This window comes from Rubrivivax soli (assembly GCF_049810355.1).
Lineage (GTDB): Bacteria > Pseudomonadota > Gammaproteobacteria > Burkholderiales > Burkholderiaceae_C > Rubrivivax.
On the sequence record NZ_CP187368.1, the window covers coordinates 3,126,576 to 3,140,642 of the forward strand.

Genomic DNA, 14,067 nt, shown 5'->3' on the forward strand with positions numbered 1-14,067 from the left:
CGTCAGGCCGCCGCCAGCAGCCGCGCCAGCGCCGCCGCCACCGTGGCCTCGCGCACCGCGCTGCGGTCGCCGGGCAGCTGCAGCAGCTCGGCCTGCACGCCGGCCGCGGTGCCCCAGGCCAGCCACACCGTGCCCACCGGCTTGCCCGGCACAGCGCCGCCCGGCCCGGCGATGCCGGTGACGGCCACCGCGAGCGTGGCGTGCGACTGCCGCAGCGCGCCCTGCACCATGGCGCGCGCCACCGGCTCGCTGACGGCGCCGTGGGCGGCGATGAGCGCGGCCGGCACGCCCAGCAGTTCGGTCTTGGCGGCGTTGCTGTAGGTCACGAAGCCGCGCTCGAACCAGTCGCTGGAGCCGGCCACCGCGGTGCAGGCGGCAGCGATCAGCCCGCCGGTGCAGCTCTCGGCCGTGGCCAGCATCGCGCCGCGCGCGCGCAGCCGCTCGGCCAGCGCCAGCACCGCAGGCTCGAACATCACCAGCGCCACAGCGCCACCCCCACGGCGATGCACAGCAGCGTGCACACCGCCGCCACCAGGTCGTCGAACAGGATGCCCCAGCCCTGGCGCCAGCCAATGGCCTGGCCCGGCTGCAGCTTGTAGCGCTGGTCGGCCCAGCGCACCGGGCCGGGCTTGACGGCGTCGAAGAAGCGGAACAGCACGAAGGCCGCCAGCTGCGCCCAGAAGCCGGCCGGCGTCAGCAGCCACAGCACCAGCCAGAAGGCGACGATCTCGTCCCAGACGATGGCCCCGGGATCGGCCACGCCCAGGTGCTGGGCCGTGCGCGTGCAGGCCCAGATGCCCAGCAGCAGCGCACCGGCGATAACCAGGCCCCAGGCCGCGGGCCCCAGCCAGCGGTCGAGCACGACGAAGCCGATCCAGGCCCACAACGTGCCCACGGTGCCCGGCGCCCGCGGCGCGAGGCCGCTGCCGAAGCCCAGCGCCAGCCAGCGGGCCGGGTGGCGCAGCATGAATCCGGCAGAGGCGCGCTGCACCGCGTTCAGCCCCGGAAGTGGTCGAAGCCGCGCAGCCGCACCGGCACCGGCGCGCCGTGCGCGTCGACGATGGTCAGCGTGTCGCCGGCCTCGATGACGCCGCAGCAGGTGACGGCCACGTGCGCCTCGCGCGCGGCTTCGCGCACGGCCTCGCGGCGCGAGGGCGGCGCGGTGAACAGGAGTTCGTAGTCGTCGCCGCCGGCCAGCAGGCACTGGTGCTGCAGCGCCACCGGCTGCGCGCCGAGCACGGCGCTGCGCGGCAGCGCGTCGACGTCGACCATCGCTCCCACGCCCGACAGCCGCATCACGTGGCCGAGGTCGCCGATCAGCCCGTCGCTCAGGTCGATGGCGCTGGTGGCCACGCCACGCAGCGCCAGCCCGAGCGGCACCCGCGGCTCGGGCAGCTCCATCGCGCGCCGCACTTCCTCGAACGCGCTGCCCGGCAGCGTGACGTGGCCGCGGAAGACCTCGAGCGCCAGCCGCGCGTCGCCGAGGCGGCCGCTGACCCAGATGTCGTGCCCCGGGCGCGCGCCGCTGCGCAGCAGCACCTGCTCGGGCGGCACCTGGCCGAACGCGGTGATGCAGATGTTCAGCGGCCCGGCCGTGGTGTCGCCGCCGATGAGCTCGATGCCGTGGGCGTCGGCCAGCGCGAACAGGCCCTGCGCCAGCGGCGCGATGAAGGCTTCGTCGGCCCGCGGCAGCGACAGCGCCAGCGTGAAAGCCAGCGGCGTCGCGCCGCAGGCCGCCAGGTCCGACAGGTTCACCGCCAGCGCCTTGTGGCCCAGGCGTTCGGGCGAGACGGTGGACAGGAAGTGGCGGCCCTCCACCAGCATGTCGCTGGAGACCGCCAGACGCATGCCGAGGTCGACGTCGATCAGCGCGCAGTCGTCGCCCACGCCCAGCGCGGCACGGCGCGGGGCGCGGTTGAAGTACTTCTCGATCAGCTCGAACTCGCCCAGCATGGCACCACCTCCCGCACTGCCTGTTATGCGGCAGATTCTCGCAGCAGGTTCGCCAGTTCGACGGCCGACTTCACGTTCATCTTCTCGAACACGCGCGCGCGGTGCACTTCCACCGTGCGCACGCTGATCGCCAGCTGGTCGGCGATGGCCTTGTTCGGCCGGCCGTCGATGACGAGCGCCATCACCTCGCGCTCGCGCTCGGTCAGCTCGGCCAGCGCGCGCTGCACGCCGGCCGCGTCGCGCCGGCGCAGCAGCGCGGCGGCGCTGGCCTGCAGCGCCTGCTCGACGCGGTCGACGAGCGCGTTGTTCGAGAACGGCTTCTCGACGAAGTCGAAGGCGCCGCGCTTGACGGCCGCCACCGCGGTGGGCACGTCGCCGTGGCCGGTGAGGAAGATGACCGGCAGCGCCGCCTGCAGCCCGCGTTCGACCAGGCGCTCGAACAGCACGAGGCCGCTGGTGCCGGGCATGCGCACGTCGAGCAGCAGGCACGACGGCGCGTCGGGCCAGGGCGCGTGGCGCGTGCCGACGAAGGCCTCGAAGGCGTCTGCACTGGCATAGCCCTCGCTGAGCAGCCGGCGCGAGCGCAGCAGCCAGGCCAGCGCGTCGCGCACCACGTCCTCGTCGTCCACCAGGTAGACGACCGGGATGCCGAGCGAGGGGTCCAGGTGCATGGGTTCACGCATTGTGCGCGACCCGTGCCTCGGGTTGCTCGGCGCTGCGCGGGGCCGGCAGCGTGAACGTGAACTCCGTGCCGCGCCCGCCCGGGCCGGGCGCGAAGTCGAGCGCGCCGCCGTGCTGCTCGATCACCGTGCGGCACAGGCTCAGGCCCAGGCCCATGCCTTCGGCGCGCGTGGTGAAGAAGGGCGTGAACAGCTGCTGCGCGACCTGGGGCGCAATGCCGGGGCCGGCGTCGACGACCGAGAAGCTGATCCAGCCCGCGTGCGACTGGCGCACGCGCAGCGTCAGCACGCGGTCCTCGAGCGGCGTGTCGTGCTCCATCGCCTGGATGCCGTTGCGGGTCAGGTTCAGCAGCACCTGCTCGAGCATCGTGCGGTCGCACACCACGCGCGGCGCCTTCGCCGGGATGTCGAGCTCGATGCGCGTGCCGCTCTTGCGCGCCTGCAGGCGCACCAGCGGCAGCACGGCATCGATCAGCAGGTCGGCGGCGATGGTCTCGCGCTGCTGCTCGCGGCGGCGCACGAAGTGGTGCACGCTCTTGATGATGCGGCCGGCGCGCTCGGCCTGCTCGGCGATGCGCTCCAGCGCCTGCTTGAGCATCGCGGGGGTCTGCGCGTCCGGGTCGTCGATGAGGTTCAGCGAGCCGGTGGAGTAGCTGGCGATGGCCGCCAGCGGCTGGTTCAGCTCGTGGCTCAGCAGCGAGGCCATCTCGCCCACCGTGGCCAGCCGCGCGGTGGCCTGCAGGCGGTCCTGCTGCTGGCGCGACAGTTCCTCGATGCGGCGCTGCGCGCTGACGTCGAGCACCGCGCTCATCCAGCCCGTGTGCCGGCCCTGGCCGTCGACCAGCGGCGCCTCGTAGATCAGCACCGGAAACCGCTCGCCGTTCTTGCGCATGAAGACCGTTTCGTACCCCTCGCGCGCTTCCTGGGCGTCGCGGCCCACGCCCTGCAGCCGCGTGCGCTGGCGCTCGGCGTAGCGCTCGGCCAGCTCGGGCGGCCAGTACGGCGGGCGGCCCTCGGCCAGCTCTTCCGGCGTGAAGCCCACCATCGCGCAGAAGGCCGGGTTGACGTAGGTGATGCGGCCGTCCATGTCGCGCGCGCGCAGCCCCGTGATCAGCGAGTCCTCCATCGCCTTGCGGAACGCCAGCGCCTCGGCCAGCGCCTTCTCGGCGCGCGCACGCCGGCGCACGTCACGGGCCAGCAGCAGCACCACGGCGAAGAGGGCGATCGACAGCCCGAGCACCAGGGCCGTGGCCAGGTTGGGGATGACGCTGGGGCGGCCGGTGGCGCCGTCGGCGCGCAGTTGCAGCGCGGTGCCGGGCAGGTCGACCAGGCGCTCGGCGATGTAGACGCCGGCGCCGCGCGCCAGCCCGGCGCGTGCCAGCCGCGTGCCGTCTCCTTCGACGAAGCTCAGCTCGTGCTGGCGCGCCTGGCGCGGCGAGAGCACGTTGTCGAGCAGTTGCGACAGCGAGATGGTGGCCACCAGGAAACCGGCTTCCCTGCCGGCCTGCTGCACGGGCACGCACAGGTCGATGACCTCCTGGCCCTGGCCGCTGGCGACCGGCACGAAGTACGTGCGCGAGAACATCGGCGCCGAGACGCGCCGCGCCGCCGCGCAGGCCAGTTCGGCGTCGACGTCGAGGTCGTCGCGCGGCATCTGCCGGAACATCGGCGGCGCCAGCGGCGTGTCCACGGCCTCGGTGACGTGCAGTGCGTTGTCGCGCCGCTCCACGCGCAGCAGCTCGCGGTGGCCGCGCATCAGCTCGCCGGCGCCGTCGCGCCAGTGCATCAGCAGCGGCTCCACCCACAGCAGGCCCTGCAGCGACTGCGTGGTGCGCAGCAGTTCGCGCTTGATCTCGGCGGCGGCTTCGCCGGCCATGCCGTCGGCGGCTTCCTGCGCGCGGTTGGACTCGTGGCTCAGCGTCAGCGCCACCAGCAGCGTCTGCGCCACCAGCAGCAGGCCCACCAGGGCCGTCCACAGCAGCGCCCGCCGCGTGCGCGTGGCGGCAACCGGGTGGCGGGCGGTGTCGGTGCGTGGCGGAGGCATGGCGCTGGACCGCAGTATTGGCTGCAGCGACGTCATGGCTGCTACGCAGTTTCGCGCATGGGTGGGCGCGGGCGGATCGCGCACACTGCGCACCCTACAATCCGGCCCCCGCCGCGGCACCGGTCCGTTTTCGACGCGGTGGCGGCCGGCCTGCACTGGAGACAAGCGCGATGTCCACCCCCGAAGACCAAAAGGCAGAACTGCGCCGCGCCGCACTCGAATACCACGAGTTCCCGACGCCGGGCAAGATCGCAGTCAACGCCACCAAGCAGATGGTCAACCAGCGCGACCTGGCGCTGGCCTACACGCCCGGCGTGGCCGCGGCCTGCGAGGAGATCGTCGCCGACCCGGCCAACGCCTTCCGTTACACGAGCCGCGGCAACCTGGTGGCGGTCGTCACCAACGGCACCGCGGTGCTGGGGCTGGGCGACATCGGCCCGCTGGCCAGCAAGCCGGTGATGGAAGGCAAGGGCGTGCTGTTCAAGAAGTTCGCCGGCATCGACGTCTTCGACCTCGAGATCGCCGAACGCAATCTCGACAAGCTGGTCGACATCATCGCAGCGCTGGAGCCCACCTTCGGCGGCATCAACCTCGAGGACATCAAGGCCCCCGACTGCTTCTACGTCGAGCGCAAGCTGCGCGAGCGCATGAAGATCCCGGTCTTCCACGACGACCAGCACGGCACGGCCATCGTGGTGGGCGCGGCGGTGCTGAACGCGCTGAAGGTGGTGGGCAAGGACATCGGCGAGGTCAAGGTCGTGACCAGCGGCGCCGGCGCGGCAGCGCTGGCCTGCCTGGGCCTGCTGGTGAAGCTGGGCGTTCGGCGCGAGAACATCTGGGTCACCGACCTTGCCGGCCTGGTCTACGAAGGCCGCACCGAGCTGATGGACGAGGACAAGATCGTCTACGCGCAGAAGACCACGCAGCGCACGCTGGCCGAGGCCATCGTCGGCGCCGACGTGTTCCTGGGCCTGTCGGCCGGCGGCGTGCTCAAGCAGCCGATGGTGGCGTCGATGGCGCGTGCGCCGGTGATCTTCGCGCTGGCCAACCCCACGCCCGAGATCACGCCGGAAGAGGTGAAGGCGGTGCGCGACGACGCCGTGATGGCCACCGGCCGCACCGACTACCCGAACCAGGTCAACAACGTCCTGTGCTTCCCGTACATCTTCCGCGGCGCGCTCGACTGCGGCGCGACGACGGTGACCGACGCGATGGAGATCGCCGCGGTGCGCGCCATCGCCGAACTGGCGCAGGCCGAGCAGAGCGAGGTCGTGGCCGCCGCCTACGCCGGCGCGAACCTGTCGTTCGGACCCGAATACCTGATCCCCAAGCCGTTCGACCCGCGGCTGATGATGAAGATCGCGCCCGCCGTGGCGCTGGCGGCGGTGGAATCGGGCGTGGCGCTGCGCCCGATCGCCGACATGGACGCGTACCGCGAGAAGCTGCAGAGCTTCGTCTACGCCTCGGGCACGACGATGAAGCCGATCTTCCAGCTCGCCAAGCGCGCCACGCACCGCCGGGTCGCCTATGCCGAGGGCGAGGAGGAGCGCGTGCTGCGCGCCGTGCAGGTGGTGGTCGACGAAGGGCTGGCGCGGCCGACGCTGATCGGGCGGCCGGCGGTGATCGCGCAGCGCATCGACAAGTTCGGCCTGCGCCTGAAGGAAGGCCTGGACTACGACGTCGTCAACGTCGAGCAGGACCACCGCTACCGGGACTTCTGGCAGACCTACCACCGCATGACCGAGCGCAAGGGCGTCACGGTGCAGGTGGCCAAGATCGAGATGCGCCGGCGGCTGACGCTGATCGGCGCGATGCTGCTGCACAAGGGCGAGGTCGACGGCCTGCTCTGCGGCACCTGGGGCACCACGGCCAACCACCTGCACTACATCAACCAGGTGATCGGGCCGCGCGAGGGCGGCAGCCCCAGCACCGCGCAGGACGTGCAGGTCTACGCCTGCATGAACGGGCTGATGCTGCCGGGCCGGCAGGTGTTCCTCGTCGACACCCACGTCAACGCCGACCCGACGCCCGAGCAGCTGTGCGAGATCACGGTGATGGCCGCCGAGGAGATGGTGCGCTTCGGCGTGCAGCCGCGCGCGGCACTGCTGAGCCACTCGAACTTCGGCACCAGCGACCACCCGAGCGCGCTGAAGATGCGCCAGACGCTCGCGCTGCTGCGTGCGCAGGCGCCATGGCTGGAAGTCGACGGCGAGATGCATGGCGACGTGGCGCTCGATGCGGCCGAACGCCGCAAGCTCATGCCCAACAGCACGCTCAGCGGCGAAGCCAACCTGCTGGTGCTGCCCAACATCGACGCCGCCAACATCGCCTACAACCTGCTGAAGACGGCAGCCGGTGGCGGCATCGCGATCGGCCCGGTGCTGCTCGGCGCGGCCAAGCCGGTGCACATCCTGACCCCGTCGGCCACGGTGCGGCGCATCGTGAACATGACCGCGCTGACCGTTGCGGACGCCAACGCAAGCCGCTGATGCACCCAATGTTGCGCTCGCATTTCTGAATGTGAGCGCACACTGATAGCCCTTGGTTGCTGCCCCATTTTTGGGCAGCGACTTGAGTTTTTAGGGGTGTTCCGGTACGATCTCGGTTTCCTCTTTCAGGGTTAACCCGTGTTTTCGACCGGTCCGGCCGAGGGGGGCAGCCAGCCCCGGCAGGCGTTTCGCAAGTGGGGGCTCGCTAGCTTTAACCTCGGCGCCAACCTGGGTGCGAACCTGTTCGCGCGGGGGGCGGCAGCTGCGGCACTCACGGCCGGATTGCTGGTCGCGGGCGGTGCGCAGGCCCGCCAGAGCCCCGAGGCCGCGACAGCACTGCCCACCGTGGCGCTGTCGGCCTTGCCGGTCCAGGCACAGCAAACCTACCGCCTCGTGCTGAGCGGCGGGCCGTTTCCGTACAGCAAGGACGGCACCGTGTTCTTCAACCGCGAACGTTTGCTGCCGAGCAAGGCTCGGGGTTATTACAGAGAGTACACCGTCCGCACACCCGGGGCGTCCAACCGCGGGGCCCGTCGCATCGTCTGCGGCGGCCTGCAGCCGACCCAGCCCGATGCTTGTTTCTACACCGCCGATCACTATGCAAGTTTTCGACTCATTGCTCGATGACCGCCCCGTGGTCGACGACGCGCCCGTTCCTGTTGCATCAAGAAGGAGGCAAGCGACCATGGAGTTGCAGACCGTCCGCCCCAATATCGTCCAATCGATCCGCGCCTACCGGGTGGAAGACCTGATGCAGGCGGCGTCCGACGCCGGCCAGCACTTCCTGTACGCCAACCTGTCGTCGGCGCAGACGAAGCAGGAGGTGCTGGAAGGCATCGCCGCCGCGTTCCTGTTCCCGACGCACTTCGGCAAGAACCTCGACGCGCTGTACGACTGCATGACCGACCTCGTGCACAAGGCCGGCCAGCAGCCGGGCTTCGTGGTCGTGCTGGAACAACTGCCCGACAACCCGCGCTTCGACCGCGAGGCGCGCGAGCAGCTGCTCGACGTGTTCCGCGACGCCGCAGACTTCTGGGGCGAACGACGAATACCCTTCAGGTGCTTCTATTCTTTTCAGTAGCCCGCTCCCAGGAAATCGGGTCATGGGAGCGGGCTGCTGAAACGGCCCCCAGCAACACCAGTGTCGCGGCACCTGCCGCAGCGGCCAAGCCGGCCGCCAAGACACCGGCAGCGAAGAACGGCGTGAATCCCAACTTCGGCATGAACATGCCGATGATGTGCAGCGCGTTCGACACGGCTGCCTGGCAGAACGCAGCCTGACGTCGCCTTCCCCGCGCTCAACGCGGGGAAGCCAGCCTCGCCAGCGCAAGGTACTCCGCCACCGGGACTTCCTCGGCGCGCCGCTGCAGGTCGAACGCAGCCTGCACGCCGCGTTCTTCCATCCAGCGGCCCAGCGTGTTGCGCAGCATCTTGCGCCGCTGCGAGAACGCCACCGTCACCAGCTCCGACAGCACCTGCGCGTCCACACCCTCGGGCGCCGGCAGCGGCTGCATGCGCACCACGGCCGAATCCACGCGCGGCGGCGGGTCGAAGGCCTCGGGCGGCACGTCGAGCACGTTCTCGATGGCATAGCGCCACTGCAGCATCACCGACAGGCGGCCGTAGTCCTTGCTGCCGGGCGCGGCGGCCATGCGGTCCACCACTTCCTTCTGCAGCATGAAGTGCTGGTCGACCACGTCGTCGACCGCCAGCAGCAGGTGGAACAGGATCGGCGTGGAGATGTTGTAGGGCAGGTTGCCCACCACCCGCAGCCGCTGGCCGGCCTGCTGCGCCAGTGCGCGGAAGTCGACCTTCAGCACGTCGGACTCGATCACCTGCAGCTGCGGGTTGCGGCGCAGCCGGGCCGCGAGGTCGCGGTCGAGCTCGACCACGGTCAGCCGCTCGCAGCGCTGCAGCAGCGGCACCGTCATCGCGCCCAGGCCCGGGCCGATCTCCACCAGCGCCTGGCCCGGCCGCGGGTCGATCGCATCGACGATGGCCTCCAGCACCACGTCGTCGGTCAGAAAGTGCTGTCCGAACCGCTTGCGCGGCTGGTGGCTGCTCACTGCGGCGGCTCGCGCATCTCGACGTACGCGCGGGCGCGCAGGTCCTTCGCCCATTCTTCGTAGGCCCCCTCGAACTTCTGCTCGCGCAGGACGTTCAGCGCCTGCTCGCGCACCTGCTTCATGTCCTGCGCGACCTGCCGGCGTTCGACGACCTGGATCAGGTGCACGCCGAAGCGCGACACCACCGGCGGCGAGAGCCCGCCCGGCTGCAGCTGGTTCATCGCCTGCTCGAACTCCGGCACCATGGTGCCGGGCCCGAACCAGCCGAGGTCGCCGCCGGCGGGTGCCGAGCCGTCCTCGCTGAACGCGCGCGCCACGTCCTCGAAGCTGCGTGCGCCGCTCTCGATCTGGCGCCGGTACTCGTTCAGGCGCCGCGCGGCCACCTCGGCCGTCAGCTGCGGCGACGTGCGCAGCAGGATGTGGCGGGCGCGTGTCTGCGTCACGGTGAGCGCGCCGCTGTCCTGGCGTGACAGCACCTTCAGCACGTGGAAGCCCGCGCCCGAGCGCACCGGCGCCGTCACCTGCCCCACGGCCACGCCTTTCACGGCCTCGACGAACAGGTCCGGCAGCCGCGACGCGGGCCGCGCACCGATCTCGCCGCCGCGCGCCTTGTTGCCGTCTTCCGAGACTTCGCGCGCGACCTGGGCGAAGTCCTCGCCGGCCTGCACGCGGGCCAGCGCGGCGTCGATGCGCGCCTTGCGCTCGGCCACCGTGGCGGCATCGGCGCCTTCGGGCACGGTGACGAGGATCTGCGCCAGGTTCATCTCGGCGTCGGCCTGCATCGCCCCGCGCTGCTGTTCGATGTAGCGCTCGATCTCGGCGTCGGGCACGCGGATGCGGGCCACGACCTCGCGCTCGCGGATGCGCTCGATCAGCATCTGGTCGCGCAGGTTGGCGCGGAAACGCGCGTAGTCGATGCCTTCGGCGCGCAGGCGCTGGCGCAGCTGTTCCGAGGTGAGCTGGTTCTGCGCGGCGACGCTCTGCACGGCGCGGTCGAGCTCGGGCTCGTCGATGCGCAGGCCGCTCTCGCGGGCGTAGGTGACGATGACGCGCTCGTCGATCAGCAGGTCCAGCACCTGCTGGCGCAGCACGGCGTCGGACGGCAGGCGCTGGCCGCTGCGCGCGGCATCGGCGCGGGCGCGCGCCATGCGGCTGTCGATCTCGCCGGCCGTGACGAGCTCGCTGTTGATGATGGCGACGATGTAGTCGCCATTGCGTTCGCGGCTCTGGGCGGCGGCCGGGCCGGTGGCGGGCAGCGCCGCCAGCACGGCCAGCACCGCGGCCACCACCTTGCAGCGCCGTGAGGTCTTGGATGCGTTCATTCGTCGGAGGAGGTCGGTGCGCGGCGGTCGTCGCGCAGCAGGCGGTAGCCCGGGATATTGTCCTTCAAGACCTTCAGCGGGTTCGAGCCGATGCGCGACAGCCCGACGAACTCGATCTCGGCGCGCAACCGGGTCGTGGCCTCGCTGGTGCCGGTGGACAGCCGCTCGGCCACGATGCGCCCGATCCAGCATCCGGCGTCGTACTCCAGGCCCAGGATGCTGTCGTTGACCCGCCTGTCCTTGAGGCTGTAGTTCACGCGGCCGACGGTGTACCAGGTGCCGGCGCAGCTGCCGTCGCCGCGCGCGGCCTGCGCGGCGCCGATCCCGCTGGCGGCCGCCAGCGCCGCCGGGGTGTCGGGGCCCGACGGCACGCGTCCGTTCAGGGGCCATTGCCAGCCCAGCTCCAGCTGCTCGCTCAGGCCGCGTGCGAAGCGGTAGCTGGTGCTCAGCGTGCGGTAGGGGCCGGGGGTCCAGCGGGCGCCGACGATGGAGCGCACCGCGCGCGAGATGTCGGGGCTGTACTGCACGGCAGCGTCCAGCGCCAGCTGCGGCAGCACGTGGCCCGAGCCCAGCAGCAGCACGTCGGAGAACCGCTGCTCCAGCGGCGGGCCGTCGGCGCTGCCGTCGGCGTTCGGCGTCACGCGCTGGTCGCGCAGCAGGTAGCGCTGCACGAGGCCCAGGCGCAGCGCCTCGGCGCCGCTGGCCGCGTCGACCAGCCGCGTCGTCACGCCGGCGGTGATCTGGTGCGCGTCGGAGACGCGGTCGATGCCGGAGAAGTTGTTGTCGGAGTAGATCGACGCGAAGTTGAAGTCCTTGCCCGCGGCGTCGAAGTTGGGCAGCCCCGCCTGCTCGCGGTAGGGCGTGTTGACGTACAGCACACGCGGCTCCAGCGTCTGCCGCATCGCGCGGCCGAAGGCCTGCGTCTCGCGCTCGAGCTCGATGCCGCCGTCGATGCTGAAGGTGGGCACGAGCCGGCGTGCGTTGCGGCTGCCGCTGCCCAGCGGCGCGTCGGTGCGGTAGGCGGCCGCGTTCAGCGTCAGCCGCGGCACCAGCCAGGCCCCATCCTCGCGCCAGGGCAGCGCCAGCGCGCCCACGGCGTGCCATCGCCAGCCGGTGGGCCGCGTGGCGTCGGGCTCGGCGTGCGGCAGGTCGAAGCGGTTGAGCTCGGTCTGCAGGCTCAGCTCCAGGCCCGCCAGCGGCGTGCTGCCCAGGCGCAGCCCGAGCTGCGGCACGCGCTGGTAGGGCGACGAGACGAGCTGGTCGCTGCCCTGCAGCACCTGCCAGGTCTGCGTGCGCAGGTAGGCCAGGCCTTCGCCGCCGCCCAGCGCCGACCAGGCCAGCGGCCGCTCCAGCGCCGCGCGGCCCGACAGCAGGCGCGGCGTCAGGCTGCGGCCGGCGTCGGGGAAGTCCTTCCACCAGCCGTCGTCGGACACGCGCACGACCTCGGTGCTGTAGCGCAGGCCGGCACCCGCCGTGCCGGCGTGGCTCCACTGCACCGACTGGCGCGAGCGGCCGGCCACGCGGTCGTTCAGCAGCAGCCCGAGCTGCAGCGTGCCGCTGTCGCCGGGCTCGAGGTAGCGGAACTCGGTGTCCAGGCCCAGCCCGCGCTTGGTGATGGCGCGCGGCGTCAGCGTGGCGTCGCGGTTGGGCGCGATGTTCCAGTAGTAGGGCACCGACAGCTCCAGGCCGCTGCGGCTGTCGAGGTCGATGCGCGGCGGCAGCCAGCCCGACTTGCGTGCTTCGGTCAGCGGAAAGCTGAGCCGCGGCCAGGCCAGGATGGGCACACCCAGGAAGCGCAGCACCGCGCCTTCGGCGATGCCCTCGTTGGCGTCGAAGTCCAGCTGCACGCGGCTGGTCTCCAGCACCCAGTCGGGGTCGCCCGAGCCGTCGCGCGGGCAGCTCGTGTAGATGGCGTTGACGGCGTTGGCGCGGCGGCTGTCGATGAAGTCGACGCGGTCGGCGCGGCCGCCGGCGCCGAACTGCGGGAACTCGAACTCGGGCGCCAGGAACACGCCCTCGAAGCGCTGCACGCGCAGCTGCAGCTCGGGGCCGCTGTAGATGGCGCCGTCGCGTTCGATGCGCACGTGGCCGATGGCGCTGGCGAGGTCTTCGACCTGGTTGTAGCCCAGCCGGTCGGCGCTGATCACGGTGCCGCCACGGCGGAACTCGACCGCGCCTTCCGCGACGGCGTCGAGGTCGGGGCGGGCGCGCAGCGACTGCGCGCGCAGGATGATGGGCAGGCGCCTGGCGGCCTCGCCTTGCGGGGCGGGCTGAAGCCTGCGGCTGGGTTCGAGCGCAACCGCGCCGTCCGGCGCCTGGGCCCACACCTCGATGCCGCTGAACAGCAGCGCCGCCGCCAGGGCCAGCGGTGTCAACGGTGTGAACTGCATTTGTAGAATCGATTATCCATGAGGGCCAGCATGCAACCCCCCGCACCCGTCCACTGGCCCGACCCGCAACGCCAGGCGGCCTTCACGCAATGGCTGGGCGCGTTGGCGCCCCATTTCGGCATCGACGCCGGCACGCTGGCTCCCGCCTCTGCCGACGCCAGTTTCCGACGTTACCTGCGTGTCCAGGCCAGCGGCCGCAGCCTGGTGGTGATGGACGCGCCACCGCCGCAGGAAGACGTGCGCCCCTTCGTGCGCGTCGCCGGGCTGATCGAGGCCGCCGGCTTGCACGCCCCGCAGGTGCTGGCCGCCGACGAGGCCCAGGGCTTCCTGCTGCTGAGCGACCTGGGCCGCACGCTGTACCTCGACGTGCTGCGCGACGCCGGGGCCGACGAGGCCGACCGGCTGATGCGCGACGCGATCAAGGCGCTGGTGCACTTCCAGGCCCATGTGCCCGCCACCGGGCTGCCCGCGTACGACGCTGCGCTGCTGCAGCGCGAGCTGGCGCTGTTCCCCACCTGGTGCGTGCAGCGCGAGTTCGGCATCACGTGGACGCAGCAGGAGCAGGCCAGCTGGGACCGCATCTGCACGCTGCTGGTCGACAGCGCGCTCGCGCAGCCCACGGTGGCCGTGCACCGCGACTGGATGCCGCGCAACCTGATGGTGTGCGACCCCAACCCCGGCATCCTCGACTTCCAGGACGCGGTGCGCGGGCCGATCAGCTACGACCTGGCCTCGATGCTGCGCGACGCCTTCCTGAGCTGGGACGAGCCGCGCGAGATCGACTGGGCCGTGCGCTGGTGGGAGCAGGCACGCCGCGCCGGCCTGCCGCTGGGCGAGACCTACGGCCACGACTTCGGCGAATTCTGGCGCGCGCTGGAATGGATGGGCCTGCAGCGCCACCTCAAGGTGCTGGGCATCTTCTGCCGCCTGAAGCACCGCGACGGCAAGCCCCGCTATGCCGAGGACCTGCCGCGCTTCTTCGCCTACGCCAACAGGGTGGCGATGCGCTACGGCCCGCTGAAGCCGCTGGCGCGGCTGCTGGAGCCGATGTCGGGCCAGAAGGTCGAAGCAGGCTTCACCTTCTGATCCCGACGGGCCGGCGCAGGGAAACGCCGGCCGCTGC

At 71.7% G+C, this 14,067-nt stretch carries 13 protein-coding genes; 4 read left to right on the forward strand and 9 right to left on the reverse strand.

The features are described 5' to 3' along the window. Positions 1-2: 2 nt before the first annotated feature. From ACPOLB_RS14225 to ACPOLB_RS14245, 5 genes are read right to left on the reverse strand one after another with little or no spacing between them, the layout of a single operon-like run. Entirely contained in the window at positions 3-473 is a 471-nt protein-coding gene (locus tag ACPOLB_RS14225; protein ID WP_425256654.1) for a CinA family protein, read from the reverse strand. Continuing rightward, a complete protein-coding gene (locus ACPOLB_RS14230; protein ID WP_425261926.1) occupies positions 473-967 on the reverse strand; it encodes a phosphatidylglycerophosphatase A family protein in 495 nt (164 codons plus the stop codon). Before ACPOLB_RS14230 ends, ACPOLB_RS14225 begins: the two co-directional genes overlap by 1 nt. Positions 968-996: 29 nt before the next feature. After that, a complete protein-coding gene (gene thiL / locus ACPOLB_RS14235; protein ID WP_425261927.1) occupies positions 997-1,950 on the reverse strand; it encodes a thiamine-phosphate kinase in 954 nt (317 codons plus the stop codon). A 26-nt stretch (positions 1,951-1,976) separates the two neighbouring features. Then, on the reverse strand, positions 1,977-2,624 hold the full coding sequence (locus ACPOLB_RS14240) for a response regulator transcription factor (RefSeq protein ID WP_425256655.1): 648 nt from the start codon (positions 2,622-2,624) through the stop codon (positions 1,977-1,979). Positions 2,625-2,628: 4 nt separating this feature from the next. After that, positions 2,629-4,677, reverse strand: a complete 2,049-nt coding sequence (locus ACPOLB_RS14245; RefSeq protein WP_425256656.1) for a sensor histidine kinase — start codon at positions 4,675-4,677, stop codon at positions 2,629-2,631. A 170-nt stretch (positions 4,678-4,847) separates the two neighbouring features. Between ACPOLB_RS14245 and ACPOLB_RS14250 the strand changes: the two genes are divergently transcribed. The 3 genes from ACPOLB_RS14250 (at position 4,848) to ACPOLB_RS14260 (ending at position 8,247) form a co-directional block, all read left to right on the forward strand. After that, positions 4,848-7,166, forward strand: a complete 2,319-nt coding sequence (locus ACPOLB_RS14250) for an NADP-dependent malic enzyme (RefSeq protein WP_425256657.1) — start codon at positions 4,848-4,850, stop codon at positions 7,164-7,166. A 282-nt stretch (positions 7,167-7,448) separates the two neighbouring features. Continuing rightward, positions 7,449-7,793, forward strand: a complete 345-nt coding sequence (locus ACPOLB_RS14255) for a ribonuclease domain-containing protein (RefSeq protein WP_425261928.1) — start codon at positions 7,449-7,451, stop codon at positions 7,791-7,793. Positions 7,794-7,851: 58 nt separating this feature from the next. Next, positions 7,852-8,247, forward strand: coding sequence for a barstar family protein (locus ACPOLB_RS14260; protein WP_425256658.1), 396 nt, complete (start codon positions 7,852-7,854; stop codon positions 8,245-8,247). Here the strand turns inward: ACPOLB_RS14260 and ACPOLB_RS14265 are convergent. Genes ACPOLB_RS14265 through ACPOLB_RS14280 form a run of 4 tightly spaced genes read right to left on the reverse strand, consistent with a single transcriptional unit; the run spans position 8,222 to position 12,944 of the window. Beyond that, positions 8,222-8,422 (reverse strand): hypothetical protein, encoded by a 201-nt coding sequence (locus ACPOLB_RS14265; RefSeq protein WP_425256659.1) that lies wholly within the window; start codon positions 8,420-8,422, stop codon positions 8,222-8,224. The genes ACPOLB_RS14260 and ACPOLB_RS14265 overlap by 26 nt on opposite strands. Before the next feature lie 42 nt (positions 8,423-8,464). Next, on the reverse strand, positions 8,465-9,286 hold the full coding sequence (rsmA, locus tag ACPOLB_RS14270) for a 16S rRNA (adenine(1518)-N(6)/adenine(1519)-N(6))-dimethyltransferase RsmA (protein ID WP_425256660.1): 822 nt from the start codon (positions 9,284-9,286) through the stop codon (positions 8,465-8,467). Continuing rightward, the gene (locus tag ACPOLB_RS14275; RefSeq protein ID WP_425256661.1) at positions 9,229-10,554 is read right to left on the reverse strand and encodes a peptidylprolyl isomerase; all 1,326 of its coding nucleotides are present in this window, start codon (positions 10,552-10,554) and stop codon (positions 9,229-9,231) included. Before ACPOLB_RS14275 ends, rsmA begins: the two co-directional genes overlap by 58 nt. Then, a complete protein-coding gene (locus tag ACPOLB_RS14280) occupies positions 10,551-12,944 on the reverse strand; it encodes an LPS-assembly protein LptD (RefSeq protein WP_425256662.1) in 2,394 nt (797 codons plus the stop codon). The genes ACPOLB_RS14275 and ACPOLB_RS14280 overlap by 4 nt, the downstream gene beginning before the upstream one ends. 30 nt (positions 12,945-12,974) lie before the next feature. Here ACPOLB_RS14280 and ACPOLB_RS14285 point away from each other — a divergent pair, with 30 nt between their 5' ends. After that, complete coding sequence (locus ACPOLB_RS14285) at positions 12,975-14,030, forward strand: aminoglycoside phosphotransferase family protein (RefSeq protein ID WP_425256663.1); 1,056 nt, start codon at positions 12,975-12,977, stop codon at positions 14,028-14,030. Positions 14,031-14,067 lie beyond the last annotated feature (37 nt).